The following is a 23733-nucleotide window of genomic DNA, read 5'->3' as shown; positions in this document are numbered from 1 at the left end:
AGTTTAAAATTGCTATAAATGGACTTATGATTTAGAAGTTTGGACTATTGTTTAGACTTTTGTGTAACAATTTGTACTTTTGTATCATAGTAAGTATAATGAATTTATGGTTAAAATTTAAACAATCTTATGTGGGGATACGTGATTTAATGAAAAAAAGAAGAGCTTACGTAGAAAATTTAAGTATAAAATCAAAAATCATAATGTTTTTTTCTATTACAACTATACTTGTTTTTGGTTCACTACTTGTGTATATAAACTTTAATGTGAAACCAAGAAATGAAGATAATATAAAGTTTTTAATAAGTCAGAATGTAGAAACAAAAGCATCTGAAGTAAGTATGTGGATAGAAAAAAGAGTGGTTGAATATAGAACTTTATCAACTACTCCAGCTGTTAGGTCTATGGATGTGAGAGAGATTACACCAATCATTGAAAGTGTAACAAATTCTCATAAAAATAATGAAGAAACCATGGAGACTTTTTCTTTCATAGGTAAGAATGGATTCTGCTGGATAAATAGTAAGGCTACTGAAAACTTAATTAAGTATGAGGATTATATGCTTGTCTATAGTGAGGATAAGGAATTTATAATTGGACAACCTGTTCTCAATGATAATAATCGTGAAGTTATATTGTTTTACTATCCAATTGAGGGGTATACAGGTAAAAAGGAATCGTTGATATGTTCAGCGGTTCCATTAGTGAGATTAAAAGAAATTGTAAATACTGCTCAACTATATGGCAGTAAGACATGGATAATGAATAGACAGGGAGATATTATAACTACTGATTTAGACTACTTTTATGATAATTATGTAGATGAAGAAATGTTAAAGACTATTGATTTCGAAAGTATTGTGAGTTCTGATATGATATCTTTAGATTCACTAAAAGGAGATTCAACATTATTTGTATCACCAGTGACGTCATATCCTGACTGGGTATTATGTACTCTTACTACGGATAGTGCAATAAATCATTCAATAAATGAAATGTTGATTGGATATTTATTTTTATTTGGTGCTTTAATATTACTTATAATTTTTATAGGTGCATATGTGACTAAGTCTGTACTAAATCCAATAAAAATATTGCAGAGCTGTATGAGCAGAGTAGAAGCAGGACAGCTTGATGCTTATTATAATACAAGCACTGCTAAGGATGAAATATATTACTTAGGAGTTTCTTATAATAAAATGCTTGATGAAATTACTCAGCTTATTGATAAGATTTATGAAGAACAGTCTGAACGTAGAATGGCAGAACTTCGAATATTACAAGAACAGATAAAGCCACATTTCCTGTATAACACTCTAGATAACATTAAGTGGATGGCAAAAAAGCAAGGAGCAAATGATGTAGCAAAAACTATTACGGATTTATCTAACTTTTTCAGGGTATTTTTAAATAATGGAAATGAAAAAATTACTCTTAAGCAAGAATTCAGGCATACCAGGTCTTATCTGGATATTCAAAAAACAAGATGTGGTGAGAAATTAGATTATGTAATGGACATAGAAAAAGAAATAGAAGAAGTATCCATTATTAAAATTTTAATTCAGCCTATAGTTGAAAATTCAATTTATCATGGAATTAAAACTAAGGAATCAAAAGGCAATATATTCGTTAAAGCATATAGTGAGGGTGGCTATATTAAAATTACTGTTGAAGATGATGGCATTGGAATGGATGATGAATGCTTGAATAAGCTTAGAGAAAGCTTGCTTAAGGCTGTAGATTCAGGCCATTATGGAATGAAAAATATACTTCAAAGACTAAAATATGCTTATGGAGATAATGCATGTTTAAATATAGAAAGTAAATTAGGAATAGGAACAAAGGTAACTATACTTATACCAAGGCAGGGGGAAGAGGAATGTATAGAGCGTTAGTAGCAGATGATGAAATTAATATTTTAGAGGGTATGTCAGAACAAATAGAAGAGTTTGATTTAGGAATACAGGTGGTGGCTAAAGCTGAAAATGGGGCACAGGTTTTAGAGTTAAACAATAAATTTTCTCCAGACATTATTATTATAGATATAAATATGCCTCTCATGAATGGTCTTGAATGTATAAGAGAGATAAGAAAAGAAAATTCGGCATGCATTATCATTATTGTGTCTGGATATGATAGTTTTAAATTTGCTCAGGAGGCAATAAGACAGAATGTAGATTTTTATCTTCTTAAACCTGTCGATGACATGGAGTTATATGATGTATTAAAGCAGGCTATTATTAATTATGATAAACGTCTTGGAACTCAAAATATTTTAAATAAGTTTTCTCCATCACAAAGTGATACTAAAACTAATGTTATAAAGTTTATTAATGAAAATTACACAAGAAAAGATATCTCTTCAGAGCAAATTGAAAAGCAGTTTGGTTTAAGCCGTTCTACTTTATTTAAAATTATGAAGTCTGTAACGGATAAAAGCTTAGTTGAATACATAACAATGCTTAGAATGAGAAGTGCTATTAAGCTTTTAGAAAATAATGATGGAATAACCGTATGTGAAATAGCTAAAAGTGTTGGATATTCTGATCAGTATTATTTTAGCAGGGCGTTTAAAAAGCATACTGGTTATTCACCAAAGGAGTATAGAAATTCTATAAAAAAGGGTGTTAATAGTGAAAAAGAATAAGGGTATTGTATGGTTCATATTGATAATTCTAATAGCATTTTTCTCTCTGAAAATAATAGAATTAAATTCAGAGAAAATAGAATCACAGCCTGAAGATGCTGTAACCTTATCAGGAATTGGTAAAGGGAAAAGTGGAGATATATTGGTTGAAGTAGTTATAAATAATAAGAAGATAAAGCATATAGAGATTATTGAGCACAATGAAACCCCAGGTTTTGATAAGGCTATGGTAAGGCTTATCGATGATATTGTGGCTAAAAACTCTGTGGATGTTGATGTTATTACAGGCTCAACAATTACTAGCAAGGGATTTATTTCTGCGGTTAAAAATGCACTTAGCAAATATGAGGTAGATGAAGAATTAAATGTAGCTATTGAGGAAGTTGAAACTAATGTTGATGATAATTATCAAAGTGAAATTTTAATTATTGGTGGCGGTGGTGCAGGCTTCACTGCAGCTATAGAAGCTGCTTCATTGGGAGCTAAAAGTGTCACTATTATTGAAAAAATGCCTTTTGGAGGAGGCAATACAAGAATGTCAGGAGGGGAATTTGCAGCCCCAGGAAACTGGGTTCAAGTTGAGGAAGGCATAGAAAATGACAGTGTAGAGTTATTTTATAATGATATATATGAAGGTGGGTATAGGCAAGGTAAACCAGAGCTTGTTAGAATTTTAGTTGAAAATGCATTAGATAATGCTTTATGGCTAAGAGATTTTGTTGGTGTAAAGTATAGAGATGAGCAGTCTTGGTACGGTGGACATACAGTAGCAAGAACCCTATGGCCTGAAGGCGATGGTCCAAAGTATATAGATACACTTATTAAGAAGGCATTGGATATGGGGGTAAATGTAGAATATAACACTAGAGCAGAAGAATTTATCCAAAATGAAGATGGAAGAGTAATAGGAGTTATAGCAATAAATAATGGTATAGAAAAAAGATTCTATGGCAATAAAGGTGTAATTCTTGCAACGGGTGGATTTGGAGCTAATGTTGAAATGAGAATGGAGTATGATACGCAGTGGGGAAGGCTTGACGCATCAATTCCAACGACTAATTCTCCTGCTATTGTTGGAGATGGAATTGTTATGGCAGACAATATCGGAGCTAATTTAATTGGGATGGGTGCTATTCAGCTTTATCCAGTAAATAATCCAGCCACAGGAAATTATTATTTTATGGACTATGCAAGACTTATGTCCAATGCCCTACTTATCAATAAGGAGGGAAAACGCTTTGTTGACGAGAAAGAAACCAGAGATAATATTGCAAAGGCTACTATATTTCAGCCGAGTGCAACTTCTTATGAATTAATAGATAGCAAAGTTATAGAAGAAATGGATTTAGAGGGAAAGTATAGAGATGAACTTTTAAGAGGATATGATCAAGGTGTTATCTTTAAAGGAACCTTAGAAGAATGTAGTAAATTCTTTGATATTCCAGTGGAGCAAGTGGAACATACTGTTGAAAGATATAATAGCTTCGTTGAAAGTGGAGCAGATTTAGATTTTAATCGAACAAAGGATTTAAGAAAAATAGAAGAAGGACCATACATAATGTTTGCTAGTGTAGTATCTGTTCATCATACTATGGGTGGAGTGGAAATTGATATATCAGCTCAAGTACTGAATGAAAATGGAGACAGAATTGAAGGTCTTTATGCAGCTGGTGAAGTTACAGGCGGAATTCATGGAGGCAATAGACTAGGTTCGTTATCAATCCCGGATACAGTTACCTTTGGAAGAATTGCAGCTAGAAGTGCTGTTAATAATGAAGGTGTTTTTATCCCAGTGGGAAATAAGTAATATTATACTTAATTGAGGAATACCTAACAATCTAATAAAGTTGTTAGGTATTTTTGTAACATTTTTTACGGTTATACGTTATATCTTTGAAGGGTGGTGAAGGGGATAGAAAATAACGCGTTAACAATAATATATGAAAAGTATAGCAAAAGACTTTATTTATATCTTTTATCTCTTTGCCATAATCAGCAGTTAGCAGAGGATTTGATGCAGGAAACCTTTATTAAAGCCTTTATGTCATTGGATGAAGTTTCCGATGGTATAGTTCAATGGCTTTATAAAGTGGCTAAGAATTTATTCATTGATACATTGAGAAAGAATAAAAATATTATCTCAGAGGATGAGTTTGATGTGAAAACCATCTCCGACAAAACTGATATTCTAAAAGAGCTTATTGCAAAAGAGAGAAATCGAAGATTATATTATGTTATTCAGCAGCTTCCTATAAAGGAAAGAGAGTTAATAACCCTTTATTATTTTGGTGAATTAAAGCAGGAGGATATTGCACAGCAAATGAGTCTTACTCACGGAGCGGTAAGAACTAGTTTATTTAGAATTAAGAAAAAGCTATTAAAGATTATGGAGGAGGAATAGATATGACATATAGAGATAAATTCAAAGCTTATTTAGATGGTTCATTAGATAAAGAAGAGAGTAGACAGATTGAAGAAGAACTTGAAAAGATACGGGTGCTAAGTGATTATTTAAATGATGAAATGGATGATAAACTCTTTGAAGATGAGACCGCAAAGGAGCAATATGGGTGTACTTCTGAGAAGGAAATGGATATGAAAAATTTAATTCAAAGGGCAGTAAATAAAAAGCTTAGAAAACTTGGAATTGTGGTAGGATCAATAGTTTTAGCCATTGTGTTGTTTCTGATGTTTGGACTTTCTCCTATTATGAATAAAATTTATTATAACCCAGGAGAATTATTAGGGGATTTTTCAAGTGTGATAGACTTACCCTTAGCAGTCTACACGGAACTCCATACTGCAAATAAATGGTTTAATTATACCAATATTACACCAGAGGGCTATGGAAAATATAACTTAAAGGTTGGATATCAGTTTAATGGAGTAATTGAAGATTTCTATGTTACTATGGATAAAGGGAAGTTTGTAGGATACTATGAGGATATGCTTAAGAGTAATTTATTTAGTAATTCATTTACAAGAGGAACAGAATATAATTATTTCGAACCTAATGATGAATATGCCTTAGAAGAGTTAAGAAAACTGCCTGATACCGCAATTGTTGAAGCAGCAGTATCTTTTCCTAAGGATTTGGATTTAAAGGAATTGGAGAAGTTACAGAAGGAATATAATGATTTTCATATAACCTATATCCCAGTGAGAGTTACTGATACCAGTCATCAAGTTATGGACTATTTTGGAATTGAACCTACTGGAACAGGAATAATTTTTGATAAGGAAACTTATGATGAGGAAAAATATCCACTTCTAGAGTTATCCAATGCACCAGGACGTGAAATTACACCAGAGCAGAAGGAAATTCACTTTAAGAGTATGTTAAAATATATGGCTGAAGCTAAAGAATTTAATGAAGCCATTAATAGTCATATAGATTATAAGAGTGCATTGGAGTTTGTGGAAGAAAATGGAGCAAAAACTTTTGGAGTAGTTGTTAAAATGCCTGTTAAGGAGTTAATGCAGCTTAGACAAGATGGAGCAGTTGAAAATATTCTTGTGACAGATGCTAAGTTATCTATTTTTAGTAAATAAATAGATAAATAAATCAGAAGAATAATGTTTGAAAAACTAGTTAGAAATCTAAATATAAATCATGGGTAATGACCTTACAGTTTGTGCTGTAAGGTCATTTTTATATGAATAGTTAAGAGGTTCAATTGAATATAAGGAGGGGTTGATATACCATATAATTGAAAAAGTTAAATTGTATGTCAGGAATAGAATAGATAATTCGTTATATTAGATAAGAGTACTCTTAAAGGATATGAGGTGATTTAATGGAAGCTCAGATTAAGGATGAAAAACCAAAGAATAAGTTAGAATTGCTTTACGATGTATATGAAAATAAAATGTATGGCATAGCCTATTCAATTTTAAATAATGTGGAGCAGGCAGAGGATACGGTTCAAGATGCCATTATAAAACTTATTCCGCATTTAGAAAGCATAAATAGAATAGAGAGCTTTAAAACTAAGAGATTAGTAATGTACACAGTGAAGAATATTGCAATTGATAGATATCGTAGAAATCGTAAAGAGAGTCAGCTTTTCACAGAAGAGATTGAGGATAGGCAATTAAGTGAAAGTAAAAATATAATACCATCAGTAAAATCTGTTGAAGATAGACATTTAGTTACACAGATACTTTCATCAATGCCAGATAAATATAAAGAAATAATTCAATATCGCTGCTTTTACGAACTGAGTTATAAAGAAATATCATCAATTTTAAATATTGGGGAAGATACGGCAGCTAAGCGGTATGAAAGAGCAAAGACGTTGGTGAAAAAATTCATAGGAGATGATATATATGAATAATAATGATGAATTTGATAAATTAATGTATCTCTTAGGGGAGGAAAAGTCTATCGATCAGTTAAGTCATCAAGCAACAAAACATAAGTTTTCAGAGGAGTATGAGAGTAGAAAGTTAGAATTAATCAATGAGTATAAAGGTTTTAATGGAGAAACTATAGATGTAGATTTATCAGCAAGCGTTGTAGGCAGAAAGAGGAGAGGAAAGAGGTTTGTAATATTATCTGTTGCAATTATTGCTATGTTAGCTATTTCTATAACAGCCCTTGGAATTGCAACAAGATATGAGATTAAAGCTAATAAAAATGAAGAAACAGGAACCTTTACGTTAGATGTTAAACCGATATTTAAAAATGATAAGGTGCCAGAAATTAAAGTTATTCCGCAATATTTACCGAAAGGATATGTAGAGGTTAAAGACACACCAGGAAAATATCATCTGAGTGGAAGTGGTAGCACCGGTGGAATTACAATATTGCCAGTATATAGTCCATATGACTTTAAAGATATATATGTAAGTAGTGTTGAGGATAAAACTATAGGTGGAGTAAAAGCAAAGGTTCTTACTAGAGATGGAATTGATTTTAGACATATTATCTATCTTTTATATGAAGATGATGGTCGAATTATTAAATTATATGGACATGAAACCGTGCCTTTAGAGGAACTTATTAAGGTTGCTGAAAATATAACATATAATGAAATACCAGGTTCCTTCGTTGATATTCCAGCATACTCTTCAGGATATGATAATAACAAAGATGAGGTAGTTGACAATACAATCCAAGAATCTATAGAGCGGGAGTTCTTTGGTATTGATGAAGAGAGAAATGATTTCATAGATAGAGCAAAGTCTGATTTAAGCTATGCTGTTAAAAGTATTGAGGTGATGGATAAAACACCAGATCTAAAGCCAGAGTATTTCGATAGAATAGAAAATGTCATTGATAAATATGGTAACTATCTTCAATATTTAAATGATGATGGCACACTAAAAGAATATGAAAGACTTGAGAGAGAGTACTGGGCTGACAATAAAATGAATAGACAGACTAAAGTAGTTGGAATGAAATTTGTATATGTAACTTTAGAAGTAACTAACAATTCAGAGGAAGATATAATTGATACATCTTTTTCACCGCTTATGACATATATAATTGAAAGTCTCGATCATGATGAAGATGGAATATATCCTTCTAATCATGAGCTTCAACATGAGTCTAGACCATTCTATTTTGATAAGGGAGATTATCAAGGAACTCATTACTATTTTGCTGATTTTAAAGCGAAAGAGACCTATGAAATTCATTTAGCTTATGCTGTTGATGAAGATTATCTAGATACTGCATATATATCTGTTAATACATTAGGATTTAGTACTGTAGCAAATCCTAGAGATGTTAGTAAGAGTTATATAAAAATAATGCCATAGCAAAACTCCAGCAATAATTAATTTTATTGCTGGAGTTTTTATGTCGAAAGTAGTGTTAAAAATATATCATCAAGCCTATTGAAGTTTTGTTATAGTTGTTATACTATATATATAACAACTATAACAACTATAACAAAGTATAAGGATGTGGGTTTAATGTTATCAATAAAAAATTATTCAAAATCCTATAGCAAAGGAAAAAAGGTTGTAGACAACGTTTCTATAGAAGTGCAACCAGGTGAGATTTTTGGTTTCATCGGTCATAATGGTGCAGGAAAGACTACTACAATAAAGGCTGTTGTTGGTATTTTAGATTTTGAGGAAGGTACTATTTTAATCAACGGAAATGATATTAAGAAAGAGCCTTTAACATGTAAAAGGGATATTGCTTATATTCCAGACAATCCTGATTTATATAATTCTTTAACTGGAATTCAGTATTTAAACTTCATTGGAGATATTTTTGAGGTTCCAAAGGCTGAGAGAGAAAATCTTATTAAGAAGTATAGTGATGCTTTTGAAATTACTAAAGCTCTTGGGGATGTAATTTCTTCTTATTCACATGGTATGAAACAAAAGCTGGCTTTAATTTCTGCATTAATTCATAAACCAAAGCTTTTAGTACTAGATGAGCCTTTTGTTGGATTAGATCCAAAGGCTGCTCACTTATTGAAGGGTTTCATGAGAGATTTATGTGATGAGGGCGGAGCAATATTCTTTTCAACTCACGTATTAGAGGTTGCTGAAAAGTTATGTGATAAGGTTGCAATTATTAAAGGTGGTAAGATTGTAGCTTCAGGAACGACTGAAGAGGTTAAAGGGGATGGAAGCCTTGAAGAATTATTTATGGAGTTGATTGATAATGAGTAAACTTGGAATTTTATTAAAGGCAAATATCATAAATTCGCTAGGAATAAATAATATTAAAAATACAAAGGGAAGTGGAGCAAAAAATACCTTTGCTGGAGCAAGTCTTTTAATTGGAATTATAGCCATTGGAGCTTTGATTGTTATATATGCTTCTGGACTTGCAATGATGCTTAATCAATTTGGAATGCTTGATTTGATATTAATTAGTTCAGTAATAATGAGCGTTTTATTTGTATTATTTACATCTATTTATAAGGCGCAAGGGGTTTTATTTGGTTCAAAGGATTTTGAGAACTTAATGAGTCTGCCAATAAAGCCAAGCGTTGTTTTAACAAGCAAAATGTTAGAATTACTGCTATTAAATTATTTATTCACAGCATTAGTTTTAATTCCTACATCAATAGTTTATTTTAGAAATGCTAGTGTAAGTCCATTATTCTTTTTATTTATGCTTATATCAATTTTATTTGTACCGCTTTTACCAGTAGTTGTGGCTTCTATATGTGCCTTTGGTTTAAGCTATATATCATCAAAAACAAAACACAAAAATACAATTTTAACGGTTTTAAGTATTATATTTTTAGTTGGATTTATGGCTGCATCTTTCAAGATGAATGACATAATGAATTATGTAATAGCAAACAGCAGCTCTATAGCTTCAGCTATGACTAAAGTGTTTCCACCAGCATATTATTATGCAGATGCTTTAGCAAATTTAAGTGTTTCATCTCTCGGAATGTTAATTATTTGGTCAGTAGTGCCATTTATAATTTTTGTAGCTATCTTTGCCAGGAGCTTTAAATCAATTAACTTAAGATTAGGAGAAACCTTTAAGAAATCAAATTATAAAATGACCTCATTAAAAACTTCATCACCTACAGTTGCTTTATTTAAAAAAGAGCTTAGAAGATATCTATCATCTTCAATTTACGTGATGAATACTTCTGTTGGTATGCTTCTAGTTTTGATGGCAGCAGTAGCAGCAGCCTTTGTTGGAGCAGAGGGATTTATAAAGATAATGATGCAATCAGGAGATGCTGATATTACAATGGCAATTAATGCTATGAAGGATATGCTTCAATTTATGCCTTTAATGCTTATATGTTTTGGAGTAGGAATAAGTTGTACAACAGGCTCATCAATATCTTTAGAAGGTAAGAATCTTTGGATTTTAAAGTCATCTCCAGTTAAAGCTTTTGATATTTTTAAGGGTAAAATTGCAGTGAATTTAGCACTTACAATACCATCAATAATATTATGTACAATTTTATTCTGGATAGGTTTTGATTTAACCTTCGTAAATACAATGTGGACATTGTTAATTCCAACACTTTTAGCTGTTTTAGTTGCAGTGTCAGGAGTAATAATAAATTTATACTTCCCTAAAATGGAGTGGAAGAATGAAACTCAAGTTGTTAAGCAAAGCTTAAGCTCCATGGTAAGTATGTTTATGGGGGTAATTTTAGTGGCAATAGTAATAGGAATATGTTATCTTTCTATTAAGTACCTTCATATTACTAATATTTACGTTTATCTAGCAGGTATAACAGTGTTATTAGCAATTTTAGATGTGGTATCAGTTATCATTTTAAAAACTAAGGGAGAAAATTTATTTAACAAACTTGGTTGTTAGATAGGAGATGAGAAATTGATTTTAAGGATAGATTTTGATTCGGAGATACCTATATATCTTCAGATAAAAAATCAAGTTATAGAAGGAATAGCTAAGGGGAAAATTGAAGATGGTGAGGAACTTCCTTCAGTAAGGGGACTTGCAGAGGATATCGGTGTTAATATGCATACGGTTAATAAGGCATATTCTCTGCTGAAGGATGATGGATATTTAAAGATAGACAGAAGAAGAGGCGCATTTATTTCTTTAGATTTAAAATTATCAGAGGAAAAATTCCAAGAGGAATTGGATTACAATTTATCCTATTATATGGCAGAATGTTATAATAGAGGTATAGATAAAGAGCTTCTAAAAGAGAAGATTGATATTATCTTCAAGCAGTTTGAAGAGGGAGATGACTAGTATGGACAGGATTATAGGACTGGTTACAGTTAACTCATTTGTTATTGTTTTATTTTTAGTATCTTATTTTTTAAATAGATTATCTAATAATGGAATATTCTTTGGGGTGAGATTTCCAATGGAGCACTTTGGAGAGCAGGAGCTTCTTGATTTAGACAAAGCCTATAAGAAAATAATTTCAATTGTATATATAATTTTATTTATAGCGATGAACTTTATTTGCTTAAAAGCGAATATGTCAAACAATGAGGTTATGGAGTGGATTGTAGCAGGGATGTCCATAGGAACTATGCTCATTTCAAATGTAATATTTATTATATATCACTTTAAAGCTAAAAGGCTTAAAAAGGAAAATGGATGGACTTATAAAAAAAGAAATGTTGTTGTTACAGATACTACTTTAAGAAAGCCTAAGAAGGATGAGAAATTTAAGTCTTTAAATTCAAAATGGTTTTTACTATTATTAGCATTTCCTATTGTTATGGGAACCTTCACTTTAATTAGGTTCAATCAGCTTCCACAGGTTATGGAAATTTCTAATTCTACTTTTGGTGTAGTTAAGCCACATACCTTAAGAGGCAAGTTAATAATATTTCAATTTCCATTAACTCAATTTTTTATGGGAATTCTAATGTATGGTATAAATATAATGATTAATAAATCTAAGGTTGATTTGAATAGTGGCTCAATAGAAGGAACAGTGATTCGAAAGAAGAAGTTTAGAAGATTAGGTTCGATGATGATGTTTGTTACAGCACTTCAAATGATGCTTATGTTTTCAGTTATTCAAGGCTCAATTCTTTGGGATTTTGATATCACAATAATAAACTATATATTTGTAATCTCATTGTTTTTAACTATGATTGCTTTCATGGTTATGTTTATAAGAATGGGACAGGGTGGAAGAAACCTTCAAAAGACTGAAGAAAAGGATGAGCTTTATAAGGATGATGATGATAAGTGGATTCTTGGAGGTTTTTACTTCAATAAGAATGACCCAGCATGGATGGTTGAAAAGAGGATTGGAGTAGGCTGGACAGTTAACTTTGCTAATCCTAAGTCATGGATTGCTATGGTGGGATTAATTATATTTATAATAGTTAATATTTTGATTAGCATTGCTATAAGTAAATAGTTAACTTGGGTTAAAAGGAGATACAAATATGAAGCCAGGTGATTTAACAGGTATTTTAATGATAGCTTTTCTGGGTGGTGGAATAATAAGCGGTTTAGGTGCTATAATTAGATTCTGTAATATAGGAGATGTGCTTAACTTTTTTGATGAGGAAAAACACGATAAGGAAAAGGTATCAAGAATTGTTGGAAGAGACCTTTTAGTAAATGGGGTAAGTGTAATAGTAATTGCCATTATTAGCGTATTTATTGATGCAAAGTATCATAATGCTATGATGATGTTACAAGCATTTATATTAATTTTTGGCTTAATAATCGCATTTTATCATCAAATGTTTAAGTGTGGAAAATCATGAGTAATGATTTATCTTAAAATTTAGGAATGAGGGTATTATTATGTGGTTACTTTATATTATAAGTGGGGTAGTAGGAATTTCACTTATTATAATAGGATATCTTATAAAATATAAAAAGAAAACTAGTTTGATAAATGATTACAAAATAAAGAATATAAAAAATGAAGAAGGTTATATTAATTGGGTTGGAAAAACTGAATTAATTATAGGGGTATTAATTACTTTATTAACTATTACAGGGTTTATTTTTAATAAGGTTATGGGAGTGGTAGTTTTAAACACTATATTAATAATTTTATTAATTATACTTCTTACAATGGGTGATAAAAAATATAAAAAGTAATACAGATATGATAAAAGGCTGCCAGATTTGGCAGCTTTTTTATTTAAATCTCATAGTAGGAGTCATAGAGTTTAGTTAGTTCATCTTTACCCATTAAATGATAAACAAGATATCCCATTATAATAACACCTGGAATATCAATTATAAGTCTAGCAATGGTAAATTTATATCCTAGAGCGGATATCTCAAAGAGGAGCGTAGATATTTTCGTTACACACCAAGCATTCATAAATATAATTACATTACTAAACTTAACACCTTTTTTTATAAGTACTGCTGTAAAAGGAAAAGCAGCATACATAGGTCCAGCTGCTATAGATCCAATTGCCATGGCAAGAAATATTCCGATAATACCAGAATCATTTCCCATGTATTTCATCAGAGTTTCTCTAGCAACCCATACATCAATAAGACCTAGAAGAATCATTATAGGTGGTAGAACTACTAGCATTTGGATAAAGCTTGAAGAAGCACTTTCAAATGTTTTGATTGCAATGGCAGGATGAAAAAGGTAGATTATTAAAAGAATTTCTAATGATATTAAAAAGAATGCATATCGTTTTATTAAGTAAGTTAATTTTTCTATCATAATAGATTCACCACCTTTTCAATTAAGAGGGCAACAATAAAGGAAAAGAAAAATGCTAATAAATTTCTGAGTAAGGCACCTTTTTTACCGATATATTTGGACTCAAGTGAATAGGTTATAATACCAACCATGGTTAAGGTTGCAATTAGGGCACCTACCTGTGGGTATCCAGCTCCATTTTGTAAAAGGGTTTGACCTGTTGAAAAGGCTACAAATGTTGGCATCATTGTTATGGAACCTATTATAGAGGAAAGTAATACGCCTACAAAGCCTGAATTTTCACCAATAAGGTTAGAGATGGTTTGAGGATTAACTATTGCAAGTATAACTCCTATTGTAACGATAATTCCAAGGAATTGAGGCATTATACCTTCAAAGGATTTAAGGGCAGTCTTTAGTGCTTTGATAGTTTTAGCTCTATCCTTGAAAAATGAAATTATTAACAAAATAGCAGCCAAATAATATAAGATTTGTCCAGTCATAAAATCACTTCCGCTTTCGTTTATTAAATGATAATACTATAATATGAAATATAAACTTAGTTGTGATAGATGAATGGATTATGAAAATAAATGAGGAAAGGAGTTTATTTTATGGAGATTTATACAATTGGGCATTCCAATTATACAGTTGAAAGGCTACTTGATATGCTTAGGTATTATCATATTGATTGTGTGGTTGATATAAGAGGTACACCTTATTCAAAATATAATATTCAGTTTGATAAAGAAACAATTAAGGAAACTTTAACAAAAGCTGGGTTTATCTATATTTATATGGCTAAGGAACTTGCGGCTAAAAGGGAAAATAAAGTTTCATATTATGACGAGGGATATTCTGATTTTGAAAGGGTTGTGTTAGAGGAGGATTTCAAAAAAGGAATTGAAAGGCTCAGGGTTGGATGGGAAAAAGGCTATAAAATTGCTTTAATGGGTGCTATGCAGGACCCAAACAGGTGTCATCGAAGTATATTAGTAGGAAGAGCACTTAGAGATTATGGCTTTGAAGTAAAACATATTTTAGATGATTACTCTATTGCTTCACAAAGTGATATGGAGAAGTCACTTCTCGAAAAATATTTTAAGGATAGAAGTCAGATGACAATAGATTCATTACTAGGAAGTGAAAAGTCAGAGCAAGAAATGATTGAAGAGGGCTATAGATTAGCTAATAAGGAAATTGGCTATAGGATTGAACATTTATAAGCCATAAAAGGCTGTTGAAGTATTCTTCAACAGCCTTTTATGAATATGTCAAACAGCTTTCAGGGAAGCTGTTTAATTGGTAATGGTTTGTTCAATTTCTACTTTAGTTTTTATGTCAGAAGCCTTTTTATCAATATTTATGTTGTAGGCAAGGCCGATAAACACAAGAATTCCACCAATGATTTTACCTATAGAAAGAGCTCCCATGGATGCATAATCAATGAGTATTCCAACAAAAAGCTGACCTACAAAGCAGAATAGAGTCATATAAAATGCAGAGGTTTTAGGAGCAACAAAGGAAGAAAGTGAAACAACCATCACACCTAAAAAACCTCCAAGATACCCAAGAAAGGGGACTTCATTTAAAGGTAGGGTTGGAATAGTTGTTACCTCATTAGTAAATAACAGAATAATTAAAGAGATAGAAAAACCAACAATGTAATTAAAAAAGGTACTTGAGAAAACTCCTATTTTGTCTCCTAAATTTGCATTTATTATTCTGGAAACTACTATAGAAACTCCAGCGAGAACCGCCACGAATCCTGCAAAAATCATAATAACACCTCCTAGTAAAAAGTCATGATTACAATACCTAATATCATAATCCCAAGGCCAAGATATTTCTTTTTATTAAATTCAACCATTTTCATTTCTAGAAGTCCATAATGGTCAATAATAAGTGATGATACAACTTGACCTAAAAGACCAAGAGATACTGTGAGAGTGGCACCTATTGCACCCATGCTAATATTATTGAAGATTACAGTTGTAATTCCAATAGCACCACCACTGTATAGAAGAAGCGGAATCCCTCTTCTAAAGTTAATTTTATATCTTTTAATTATTAAAATAATAAATATAGTTATTAATCCGACGGAATGAATTATTACACTTGATGTATAAGTGCCCATATGCTGTGACAAGATGCTGTTGAAGCTAAGCATAATGGCAATGAGTCCTCCAAGAATAACGGAAAGAATATTGTACATATTTTTAGGCTCCTTTGTATTTTTCTTAAATTTACCATGAAATTGAGTTGTGAGATATGACATTTGTCATATTAAATGGTTTAATATAAATAGGATAATATAATAAGAACTAAATTAGTGGGGTTTATATAATGAAAAGGATAAATAGCAGGAGTTTACTAAAAAAATATATAAAAAAATATAGAATAAGTGAGATGTTTTCCAATAATTTAGAGGAATATATGGAATTGATAGCTTTTGAAAAAGGGGAGTATCTTAGCAGAGATGGGGAATACATAGAACATTTGCTTTTTCTTGTGAAGGGAAAGGCAAAAGTATATATAAATTTAGAAAACGGAAAAGCACTACTTTTATGCTTTTATTATCCATTTATGCTATTTGGAGATTTAGAATTGGTTAGCCAGAAGCCAGCGTCAACCAATACTGTAGTTATTGATGAGGTTCATTGTATAGCGCTACCACTTAATAAGGTAAGGGAAGAATTATTAAAAGATTCGAGGCTAATGGGATGTGTTTGTGCATCATTGGGAGATAAGCTTGAGCGAGCGTCTAAAAATGGAACTATTAATCTGCTTTATCCTTTAGAAAATAGAGTTGCAAGCTATATTATTGCTACAATGGAGAAGGTTCAGGCGGAAGATAAGTTATTTCAGTTTAATGAAAATTTAACTACTTTTGCAGAGCTTCTTGGCACAAGTTACAGACATCTTCTAAGAACTTTAAATAAGTTGGTGGATCAGGGGCTCTTGCAGAAGATAAAAGGTGGATATAGGATTATAGACGAAGAAACCTTGAGAAGATTAGCTGCGGATATCTATATGTAGTAAATAGTTAAAGCAATATTTAGGTGTATTAGAGAGACGCTTTAATGGAGTAGATGCTTTACAGCTAGGTTAAAGAATTTTGGTCATAGACACATTAGGGGACTACATAAGAAATTTACTTTCATATGTAGTCCCCTTTGTTTATGATTTTATTGGTTTATTATTTTATTATTGTTTTTCCACCCATATATGGTTGTAATGCTTTAGGAATATTGATTGTTCCATCTTCATTTAAGTTATTTTCAAGGAAGGCAATTAACATTCTTGGTGGAGCTACAACTGTGTTATTTAATGTGTGAGCAAAGTATTTACCATTCTCACCATTTACACGAATTTTTAATCTTCTAGCTTGAGCATCTCCTAAGTTTGAGCAGCTACCTACTTCGAAGTATTTTTGTTGTCTTGGAGACCAAGCTTCAACGTCGATAGATTTAACCTTTAAGTCAGCTAAGTCACCAGAACAGCACTCAATAGTTCTAACTGGAATGTCAAGGGTACGGAATAACTCAACAGTGTACTGCCAAAGTTTTTCAAACCACTCTTTGCTTTCTTCAGGTTTACATACAACTATCATTTCTTGTTTTTCGAATTGGTGAATTCTATAAACTCCTCTTTCTTCTAAACCGTGAGCTCCTTTTTCTTTTCTGAAGCATGGAGAATAAGAAGTTAAAGTTTGTGGAAGAGAAGCTTCAGGAAGAATGGTATCAATGAACTTACCTATCATTGAGTGTTCACTAGTTCCGATTAGGTATAAATCTTCTCCTTCAATTTTGTACATCATTGCATCCATTTCAGCAAAGCTCATTACACCAGTAACAACTTCACTTCTAATCATGTATGGTGGGATGCAGTAAGTGAAACCTTTATCTATCATGAAATCTCTAGCGTAAGAAATAACTGCAGAGTGAACTCTTGCAATATCTCCCATGAAGTAATAGAATCCGCTTCCAGCAACTTTTCTAGCACCGTCTAAGTCAATACCGTTAAGTTTAGTCATTATTTCTGTGTGATATGGAATTTCAAATTCAGGAACTACTGGCTCACCGAATTTTTCAACTTCAACATTTTCACTATCATCTTTTCCAACTGGAACTGAAGGATCAATGATATTTGGAAGTGTCATCATTATTGTTTTAATTCTTTCTTCAATTTCAGCTTCTTTTTTATCAAGCTCAGCTATTCTGTCAGCTCCTTCTGCAACTTTAACTTTTATAGCTTCAGCTTCTTCTCTTTTGCCTTGCTTCATTAAGCTTCCAATTTCTTTTGAAAGCTTGTTTCTATCAGCTCTTAAGTTTTCAACTTCAACTTTAAGTGTTCTGTTTTCAACATCTAAGGCAATAACTTCATCAACTAACTCTAGTTTATTGTCTTGGAATTTCTTTTTAATATTTTCTTTAACTAATTCAGGGTTTTCTCTAACAAATCTTAAATCTAACATTTTTCATCCTCCATTTAGTGATATATTTATTTTTATAAACAAAAAAAGACTTCTTCATCCTACCCATGGGACGAAAGAAATCCGTGTTGCCACCCAAATTGCTGATTAAAATAAAATCAGCCACTCGATAGTAATATAAAGGTTACTAACCTTCAGCTTTTAACTGATAGCTCCAAAAGTGGAAAGACTTACAATTACACTGATTTGCACCATCCATCAGCTCTCTAAAGTAATTAATAAATCGTAGTTTTTATCAACGCTAAATATATTTTTATTTGAGTTAATTATATAACTGTTAAAAAGGAATTTCAAGAAGATTTATTTATATTATGATTATTTGCAAGAAAATTTTATTTATACTGATGTATTTTCAAATTTTTGGGCCTAGGAGATTTAGATTTTTATATAGTTTAAATATAAAAATTATTGGGTAAAATAATAAAGACTATTAACAAAAGTTAAAATTAGGTATATAATGTATGTAGTGGTAAAATTATTATGCTAAATTTGAAAGGAGTTGTTTTATATGAAAAAGATGATGAATATGAAATCAAATAATTATATAACTGCTCCAATTATAGGTATTAGCGGACCTATAGTATAATTAGTATTTTAATTCTTTAAGTAAGACTCCAAATCTTTGATTTGGCTAGTCGAAGTTAAGCTTAGATAATAGTAAGAGGAATCTTGCCTTGGAGTAGTTAGCTATGCCAAGGTTTTTTTGCGTTTAAAAATAAATTTTTAAATGAGGAAACTCATAATTGAAGGTTTTTATGATTTATTTTGAAGCAGATAAAGTCCTTTATTATCTGAGCTTATATTATTTTTTGAAGGAGTGATGTTTTATGATGAAGAGTGTTTTAGTTAAATGGTTAATAAAAGATGAAAATAATAAAAATTTAGGTGGCTCCAGGATGAATTTGGAGTTGTATTTAAGAAAGGTGTGGGAGCGATTAATAATTTAAAAGAATTTGAAAAGTTATATAAACTAGGCTTGAATGAGGAAATATTAAATCAGTGGAAGAATGATTTTAATAAATATTCCTTGGGAAGAGTAACAGCACAATATAGAAATTTATATAAAATAGTAGCAGAATCAGGAGAGGTTAATGGAATAATTTCAGGTAAACTGAATTATGAACTTATCTATAAAAAAGATTTTCCAGCAGTTGGTGATTGGGTAGCAATAGATGAGGTTGGAAATGGAGATAGTATTATACATGGCATTTTACAAAGAAAAACAATAATTTCAAGAAAGGTTGCAGGAGCAAAAAGTGAGGAACAGGTTCTTGCTACTAATGTAGATAAGATTTTTATTACTATGTCTTTAAATCATGATTTTAATGTGAGAAGACTTGAAAGATATATAAATATCGCTTGGGATAGTGGAGCAGTGCCTGTAATAATATTAACTAAAGCTGATTTATATGAGGATGTTGAAATACAGCGATTGAAGTTGGCAGAAGTAGCTCTTGGGAGTGAGATAATATCGGTGAGTGCTTTTAATGGAGAGGGAATTGAAGGGGTAAGAGGTTTAATTGGAGCAGGGAAAACTGTTGTGTTTATTGGGTCTTCAGGGGTTGGGAAATCCACTCTTATTAATAAGCTTTTGCGAGAAGATATTCAGAGTACGAAGGATATAGGCTCTAATGATAAAGGTAGACACACTACCACAAATCGTGAATTATTTGTAATGGATGATGGTGGAATAATAATTGATACTCCGGGTATGAGAGAGTTACAATTAAGTCAGGGAGATATGGAATCAACCTTTAGTGATATTGAAGATTTAGCTCAGCAGTGTTATTTCAATGATTGTACCCATAAATCTGAACCAAGGTGTGCTATTAGGGAAGCTATAGGAAGCGGCAAGTTATCAATTGACAGATTCAAAAGTTATGAAAAGCTGATGAAGGAAATAAAGAATGAGGAAAAAAGAAGGGCTGCAAAGGAGAAAATAAATGAGAGAAAGTCGCAGAAAAAAATTAGGAAATAAATTAACGATATCTTTAATGCTTGTAATTGCAAGGCACTTAGAATTTCGATTATATTAGTTTGAGCATGAATTATCCTTGAAAAATATGGGTAATTAAGGTATCCTTATAAGTGAGTTTAATTTATATATAATGAGAATCTAATAACCATACTTTCAAAAGGTATGGTTATTTTATTGTAAAAAATAATAAGAGGAAAAGAGGGGATAAATATGAGGATAACATCAGATAAGAGGTTTTATAAGCTTTTATTTAGCATATCAATACCAATTGCTATGCAGAACTTAATTACCTTTGCGGTAAGTATGATTGATACTTTAATGGTAGGCTCCTTAGGTAAGGTGCCTCTAGCGGCAGTTTCTATAGCTAATAACCTATTCTTTGTTCTAATGATTTTAATGTTTGGACTTGCTAGTGGGTCAAATATTATGATATCTCAATATTGGGGAAAAGAAGATGTAAAGACTATACATGAAATCCTATCTATAATGTACAGAGTATGTATTGGGATAGTATTAATCTTTATTGGAATTGCAGTTTTTTTACCAACTCAATTTATGAGTATATTCTCTAATGATGCAGAGGTAATTGCAGGTGGAGCAAGTTATTTAAGAATAGTATGTATAGGGTATATGTTCTACGGAATAACTAACTGTACAATAATGATGCTTCGTTCAGTTAAAACTGTTAAGATTTCAATCGTTGTTTACACGGTTTCCCTTTGTGTAAATGCCTTCTTTAACTGGGTATTTATTTTTGGTAATTTAGGTTCGCCTGCTATGGGAATACAAGGGGCAGCACTTGCAACTACAATTGCCAGAATCACTGAATTTGCTATTGTAATGATATTTATGGTGTTTGTAGAGGATAAAATAAGGTTAAGACCTAAACATTTAGTAAGAGTTGATAAGGTTATACTAGAGGATTATGTGAGAACTTGCTCACCAGTTCTATTCAACGAATTATTATGGTCTACAGGTTCATCTATGATTTCTGTTGTTGTTGGACAAATGGGAACAGATATTGTTGCTGCAAATACTATTAATAGTGTGGCATTTCAGCTAGTTACTGTATTTATTTTTGGTATATCTAATGCAACTTCAGTTATTATTGGTAATACCATTGGGGAAGGCAGAAAGGATAAAGCTAAGGAGTATGCCTTTACAATTGCTATTTTCAGTTTTATTGTTGGAATTATGGCAGGGATAATCATTTATACTATAAGACCATTTGTTGTAAGTTTATACAATGTGCCTGCGGAAACAAAGGCAATTGCTATGGATATAATGAGCGTAACATCTATTATACTTATATTCCAATCGGTTGGAACCTGTATGATGATGGGGGTTCTTCGTGGCGGTGGAGATGCCAAGTTTGTTTTGATTAATGACATTATATTTATGTGGCTTATTGCAATACCAGGAGGTTTCTTTGCAGCTTTTGTTTTAGATTTACCAATTGTTCCAGTATTCTTTGTGCTAAAAGCAGATGAACTATTTAAATCTGTTGTTGCTATTTTCAGAGTAGTTAGTGGAAAATGGGTGAGGGATGTAACAAGGGATTTTTCAGTAATGGAATTAGAAGAGGCTTAATTAAATATTACAGAAGTGAAAATCTCTCTAGAAAATTTCTAGAGAGATTTTTATTTTAGATATTTAAAGTGTTTTTGTAATTACAATGCTACTATTTCTTGAAAAGATTTAATAATTTTGTCCAGAAGCTTTCTTTAGATTCAGTTTTTATAACTGGTTCAGGTTCTTCAATAGTGATTCCTTCTGTTGAGATTACAAATTGTACTGAACCAATAGAAGTGTTTCTTTCATCTACAAAGGATACTGGCTCAAAATTTCCACCACTATATTGAGACATTAAGTCATCTATTGAAGATTGAATTGTAGTAGGTATTTCTTTAGTTCCATCAGCTAATTCTTTGACACCGTCAGCTAGGTCGTTGGTACCTGATTCAGCTTGCTTAACACCAGATAGGTACCCACCAAGACCATTTGTAAGCTCATTGCTTCCAGTGACAAGTACTGATACTCCATCAGTATAACCTTTAAGACCTTCATGGAAGTCACCATAGCTGTTTGATAATTCATTTAAACCATCTTGAAGCATTGATATAGCATCTTCAATATTATTTCCGGCTAAGGCCGTTTGTAATTGCTGTTGCATTTCCTTGAGTCCTCCAGAAATTTGTCCAATACCATAAACAACAGAGGTTCCTTCTAAACCCGGTGATGGTGAGGGGTTTAGGGAGAATAATACAGCTTCAAAGGCTGGTTTTACAGCATTAAAGGTACCTTCAATAGTTTTAATATCTGAATAAGACTTTAGTAACTTTTGATACATTGAAGTAGCTGTAGGATTGTCATTAGCACTTGCCATGGCTTCTTGAAGAGCTGTCATTTCTTCTTGAGTAAGTTCATTTTGAGAGGAAGAAATTGAAGCATTTAGAGTTCCATAAGCTGTATTAAACCCTTCATGAAGCTGGCTTAATCCACTTTGAACTTCAACAAGAGCTTTAGAAAGCATATCAAGGGCATCAGGTAATTTAGAAACCTCTGACATACTACTTAAGTCAGCTTTAGATAATTCAGTATTTATGAAGCTTAAGGCGGTTCCAATTTGAGTAGATGCTGTGGTTAATGTTTCAGAATTACTGTTTAACTGTGTAAGTCCAGAATTTAACTGAGTAATACCATCTTTTAATGAGGTACCGCCATTACTTAATTCACTCATTCCATCTCTTAATTGTTGGGTACCATGGTTTAAAAGCTGTATTGCATCAGCTAAGGTTGTAAGCTCAGAGGTCATTTCATCTATACCTAAATCATCCATATCTATGCTCATGTTATAGGGTACAGCTGCTATTGAAATTCCGCTCATTTCAAAATTTTTAACCTTTGATTTTATTGTGAAATTACCGTCAGTGCCTGGCATTGAAGTAAATACGATATTTTGATTTGTACCGGCTTCAGCTATAGAGGCGCCTTTAGCATTTATTTCAGTGCAGTTATCAGAATCTAAAGCTAAAGATATCTGCATAAGGTAATTATCATAGAAGACCTTTTGTGATGCTGGATTATTTGAAGTCTTAATATTAATCTCTAAATCTCCTGATTGTCCAGCAAGTTCTTTTGAGGAAATAGGTTTTCCATTTAGTGTATACTCAATTGATATATTCCAAGGAAGGGAAAGCTTAGTGTCAGCAGTACCTTGAAAATAAAACTTTCCTTCAGATGCCTCAAATTCTACAATATTATTTTCTATGTTTAAGTTATCAGGAGAAGAAAGATTATCTATTTTGGTATATGTTCCAAAGTCTTTTATGGTAGTTGGAGTTTTTACATCGAAGGCGTTAACAATATAAATACCACCTAAGGAACCGTCGGCACTTAATTTTGCATATACATTTTCATTCTTAACAAAGGAATTAGTGTTCTTTTCAGAAGCAAATACTGTAGCTGTTGAAGTAGTCGATAGAAGTAAAGCTACTAATGCTGCTGAGATATATTGCTGAGTTTTTTTCCCGAAATTCAT

At 31.7% G+C, this 23733-nt stretch carries 23 protein-coding genes and 1 other annotated feature; of the genes, 17 read left to right on the top strand and 6 right to left on the bottom strand.

Going from position 1 to position 23733, the window contains the following annotated elements; translation table 11 throughout:
• Positions 1-149 precede the first annotated feature (149 nt).
• The 13 genes from BN1075_RS07720 to BN1075_RS07660 all read left to right on the top strand — a co-directional run bounded on the left by BN1075_RS07720 (position 150) and on the right by BN1075_RS07660 (position 13151).
• A complete protein-coding gene (locus tag BN1075_RS07720) occupies positions 150-1895 on the top strand; it encodes a sensor histidine kinase (RefSeq protein ID WP_040192552.1) in 1746 nt (581 codons plus the stop codon).
• The gene (locus tag BN1075_RS07715; RefSeq protein ID WP_040192551.1) at positions 1880-2647 is read left to right on the top strand and encodes a response regulator transcription factor; all 768 of its coding nucleotides are present in this window, start codon (positions 1880-1882) and stop codon (positions 2645-2647) included. Before BN1075_RS07720 ends, BN1075_RS07715 begins: the two co-directional genes overlap by 16 nt.
• Positions 2634-4454: a flavocytochrome c gene (locus BN1075_RS07710; protein WP_052406463.1), complete on the top strand. Its 1821-nt coding sequence runs from the start codon at positions 2634-2636 to the stop codon at positions 4452-4454. The genes BN1075_RS07715 and BN1075_RS07710 overlap by 14 nt, the downstream gene beginning before the upstream one ends.
• Before the next feature lie 96 nt (positions 4455-4550).
• Positions 4551-5048 (top strand): RNA polymerase sigma factor, encoded by a 498-nt coding sequence (locus BN1075_RS07705; protein WP_052406462.1) that lies wholly within the window; start codon positions 4551-4553, stop codon positions 5046-5048.
• A 2-nt stretch (positions 5049-5050) separates the two neighbouring features.
• The gene (locus BN1075_RS07700; RefSeq protein ID WP_040192549.1) at positions 5051-6199 is read left to right on the top strand and encodes an anti sigma factor C-terminal domain-containing protein; all 1149 of its coding nucleotides are present in this window, start codon (positions 5051-5053) and stop codon (positions 6197-6199) included.
• Between the two features lie 245 nt (positions 6200-6444).
• A complete protein-coding gene (locus tag BN1075_RS07695; protein WP_040192548.1) occupies positions 6445-6984 on the top strand; it encodes an RNA polymerase sigma factor in 540 nt (179 codons plus the stop codon).
• Positions 6977-8413, top strand: coding sequence for a DUF4367 domain-containing protein (locus BN1075_RS07690; RefSeq protein WP_040192547.1), 1437 nt, complete (start codon positions 6977-6979; stop codon positions 8411-8413). Before BN1075_RS07695 ends, BN1075_RS07690 begins: the two co-directional genes overlap by 8 nt.
• 156 nt (positions 8414-8569) lie before the next feature.
• A complete protein-coding gene (locus BN1075_RS07685) occupies positions 8570-9283 on the top strand; it encodes an ABC transporter ATP-binding protein (protein WP_040192546.1) in 714 nt (237 codons plus the stop codon).
• Complete coding sequence (locus BN1075_RS07680) at positions 9276-10916, top strand: ABC transporter permease (protein WP_040192545.1); 1641 nt, start codon at positions 9276-9278, stop codon at positions 10914-10916. Before BN1075_RS07685 ends, BN1075_RS07680 begins: the two co-directional genes overlap by 8 nt.
• Before the next feature lie 15 nt (positions 10917-10931).
• Positions 10932-11318: a GntR family transcriptional regulator gene (locus BN1075_RS07675; RefSeq protein WP_040192544.1), complete on the top strand. Its 387-nt coding sequence runs from the start codon at positions 10932-10934 to the stop codon at positions 11316-11318.
• A 1-nt stretch (position 11319) separates the two neighbouring features.
• On the top strand, positions 11320-12453 hold the full coding sequence (locus BN1075_RS07670; RefSeq protein WP_040192543.1) for a DUF5808 domain-containing protein: 1134 nt from the start codon (positions 11320-11322) through the stop codon (positions 12451-12453).
• Positions 12454-12481: 28 nt separating this feature from the next.
• Positions 12482-12808, top strand: a complete 327-nt coding sequence (locus BN1075_RS07665) for a hypothetical protein (RefSeq protein ID WP_040192542.1) — start codon at positions 12482-12484, stop codon at positions 12806-12808.
• A 40-nt stretch (positions 12809-12848) separates the two neighbouring features.
• Entirely contained in the window at positions 12849-13151 is a 303-nt protein-coding gene (locus tag BN1075_RS07660; protein ID WP_040192541.1) for a DUF3784 domain-containing protein, read from the top strand.
• A gap of 43 nt (positions 13152-13194) precedes the next feature.
• Here BN1075_RS07660 and BN1075_RS07655 read toward each other — a convergent pair whose 3' ends face one another.
• Both BN1075_RS07655 and BN1075_RS07650 read right to left on the bottom strand, forming a co-directional pair.
• Positions 13195-13740: a permease gene (locus BN1075_RS07655; RefSeq protein WP_040192540.1), complete on the bottom strand. Its 546-nt coding sequence runs from the start codon at positions 13738-13740 to the stop codon at positions 13195-13197.
• On the bottom strand, positions 13737-14222 hold the full coding sequence (locus BN1075_RS07650; RefSeq protein WP_040192539.1) for a hypothetical protein: 486 nt from the start codon (positions 14220-14222) through the stop codon (positions 13737-13739). The genes BN1075_RS07655 and BN1075_RS07650 overlap by 4 nt, the downstream gene beginning before the upstream one ends.
• A 111-nt stretch (positions 14223-14333) precedes the next feature.
• On the opposite strand from BN1075_RS07650, the gene BN1075_RS07645 reads away from it, so the two are divergent.
• Positions 14334-14945: a DUF488 domain-containing protein gene (locus tag BN1075_RS07645; protein WP_040192538.1), complete on the top strand. Its 612-nt coding sequence runs from the start codon at positions 14334-14336 to the stop codon at positions 14943-14945.
• 72 nt (positions 14946-15017) lie between these two features.
• Here BN1075_RS07645 and BN1075_RS07640 read toward each other — a convergent pair whose 3' ends face one another.
• On the bottom strand, positions 15018-15500 hold the full coding sequence (locus BN1075_RS07640; RefSeq protein ID WP_040192537.1) for a DMT family transporter: 483 nt from the start codon (positions 15498-15500) through the stop codon (positions 15018-15020).
• 11 nt (positions 15501-15511) lie between these two features.
• Positions 15512-15934 (bottom strand): DMT family transporter, encoded by a 423-nt coding sequence (locus tag BN1075_RS07635; RefSeq protein ID WP_040192536.1) that lies wholly within the window; start codon positions 15932-15934, stop codon positions 15512-15514.
• A gap of 131 nt (positions 15935-16065) precedes the next feature.
• Here BN1075_RS07635 and BN1075_RS07630 point away from each other — a divergent pair, with 131 nt between their 5' ends.
• Entirely contained in the window at positions 16066-16758 is a 693-nt protein-coding gene (locus BN1075_RS07630) for a cyclic nucleotide-binding domain-containing protein (RefSeq protein WP_040192535.1), read from the top strand.
• A 160-nt stretch (positions 16759-16918) separates the two neighbouring features.
• Here BN1075_RS07630 and serS read toward each other — a convergent pair whose 3' ends face one another.
• Complete coding sequence (gene serS, locus BN1075_RS07625; protein WP_040192534.1) at positions 16919-18196, bottom strand: serine--tRNA ligase; 1278 nt, start codon at positions 18194-18196, stop codon at positions 16919-16921.
• A 63-nt stretch (positions 18197-18259) separates the two neighbouring features.
• Positions 18260-18462 (bottom strand) — a binding site (T-box leader).
• 677 nt (positions 18463-19139) lie between these two features.
• On the opposite strand from serS, the gene rsgA reads away from it, so the two are divergent.
• Both rsgA and BN1075_RS07615 read left to right on the top strand, forming a co-directional pair.
• Positions 19140-20192 (top strand): ribosome small subunit-dependent GTPase A, encoded by a 1053-nt coding sequence (rsgA, locus tag BN1075_RS07620; RefSeq protein WP_148315477.1) that lies wholly within the window; start codon positions 19140-19142, stop codon positions 20190-20192.
• Positions 20193-20402: 210 nt separating this feature from the next.
• Positions 20403-21782, top strand: a complete 1380-nt coding sequence (locus tag BN1075_RS07615) for an MATE family efflux transporter (protein WP_040192533.1) — start codon at positions 20403-20405, stop codon at positions 21780-21782.
• Between the two features lie 91 nt (positions 21783-21873).
• Here the strand turns inward: BN1075_RS07615 and BN1075_RS07610 are convergent, their stop codons facing one another.
• On the bottom strand, positions 21874-23733 hold the full coding sequence (locus BN1075_RS07610) for a hypothetical protein (RefSeq protein ID WP_040192532.1): 1860 nt from the start codon (positions 23731-23733) through the stop codon (positions 21874-21876).

This window comes from Clostridium culturomicium (genome assembly GCF_000821305.1).
GTDB lineage: Bacteria > Bacillota > Clostridia > Clostridiales > Clostridiaceae > Clostridium_J > Clostridium_J culturomicium.
The sequence above is the reverse complement of the archived record's forward strand: the minus strand, read 5'-3'. Positions and strand labels throughout refer to the sequence as shown.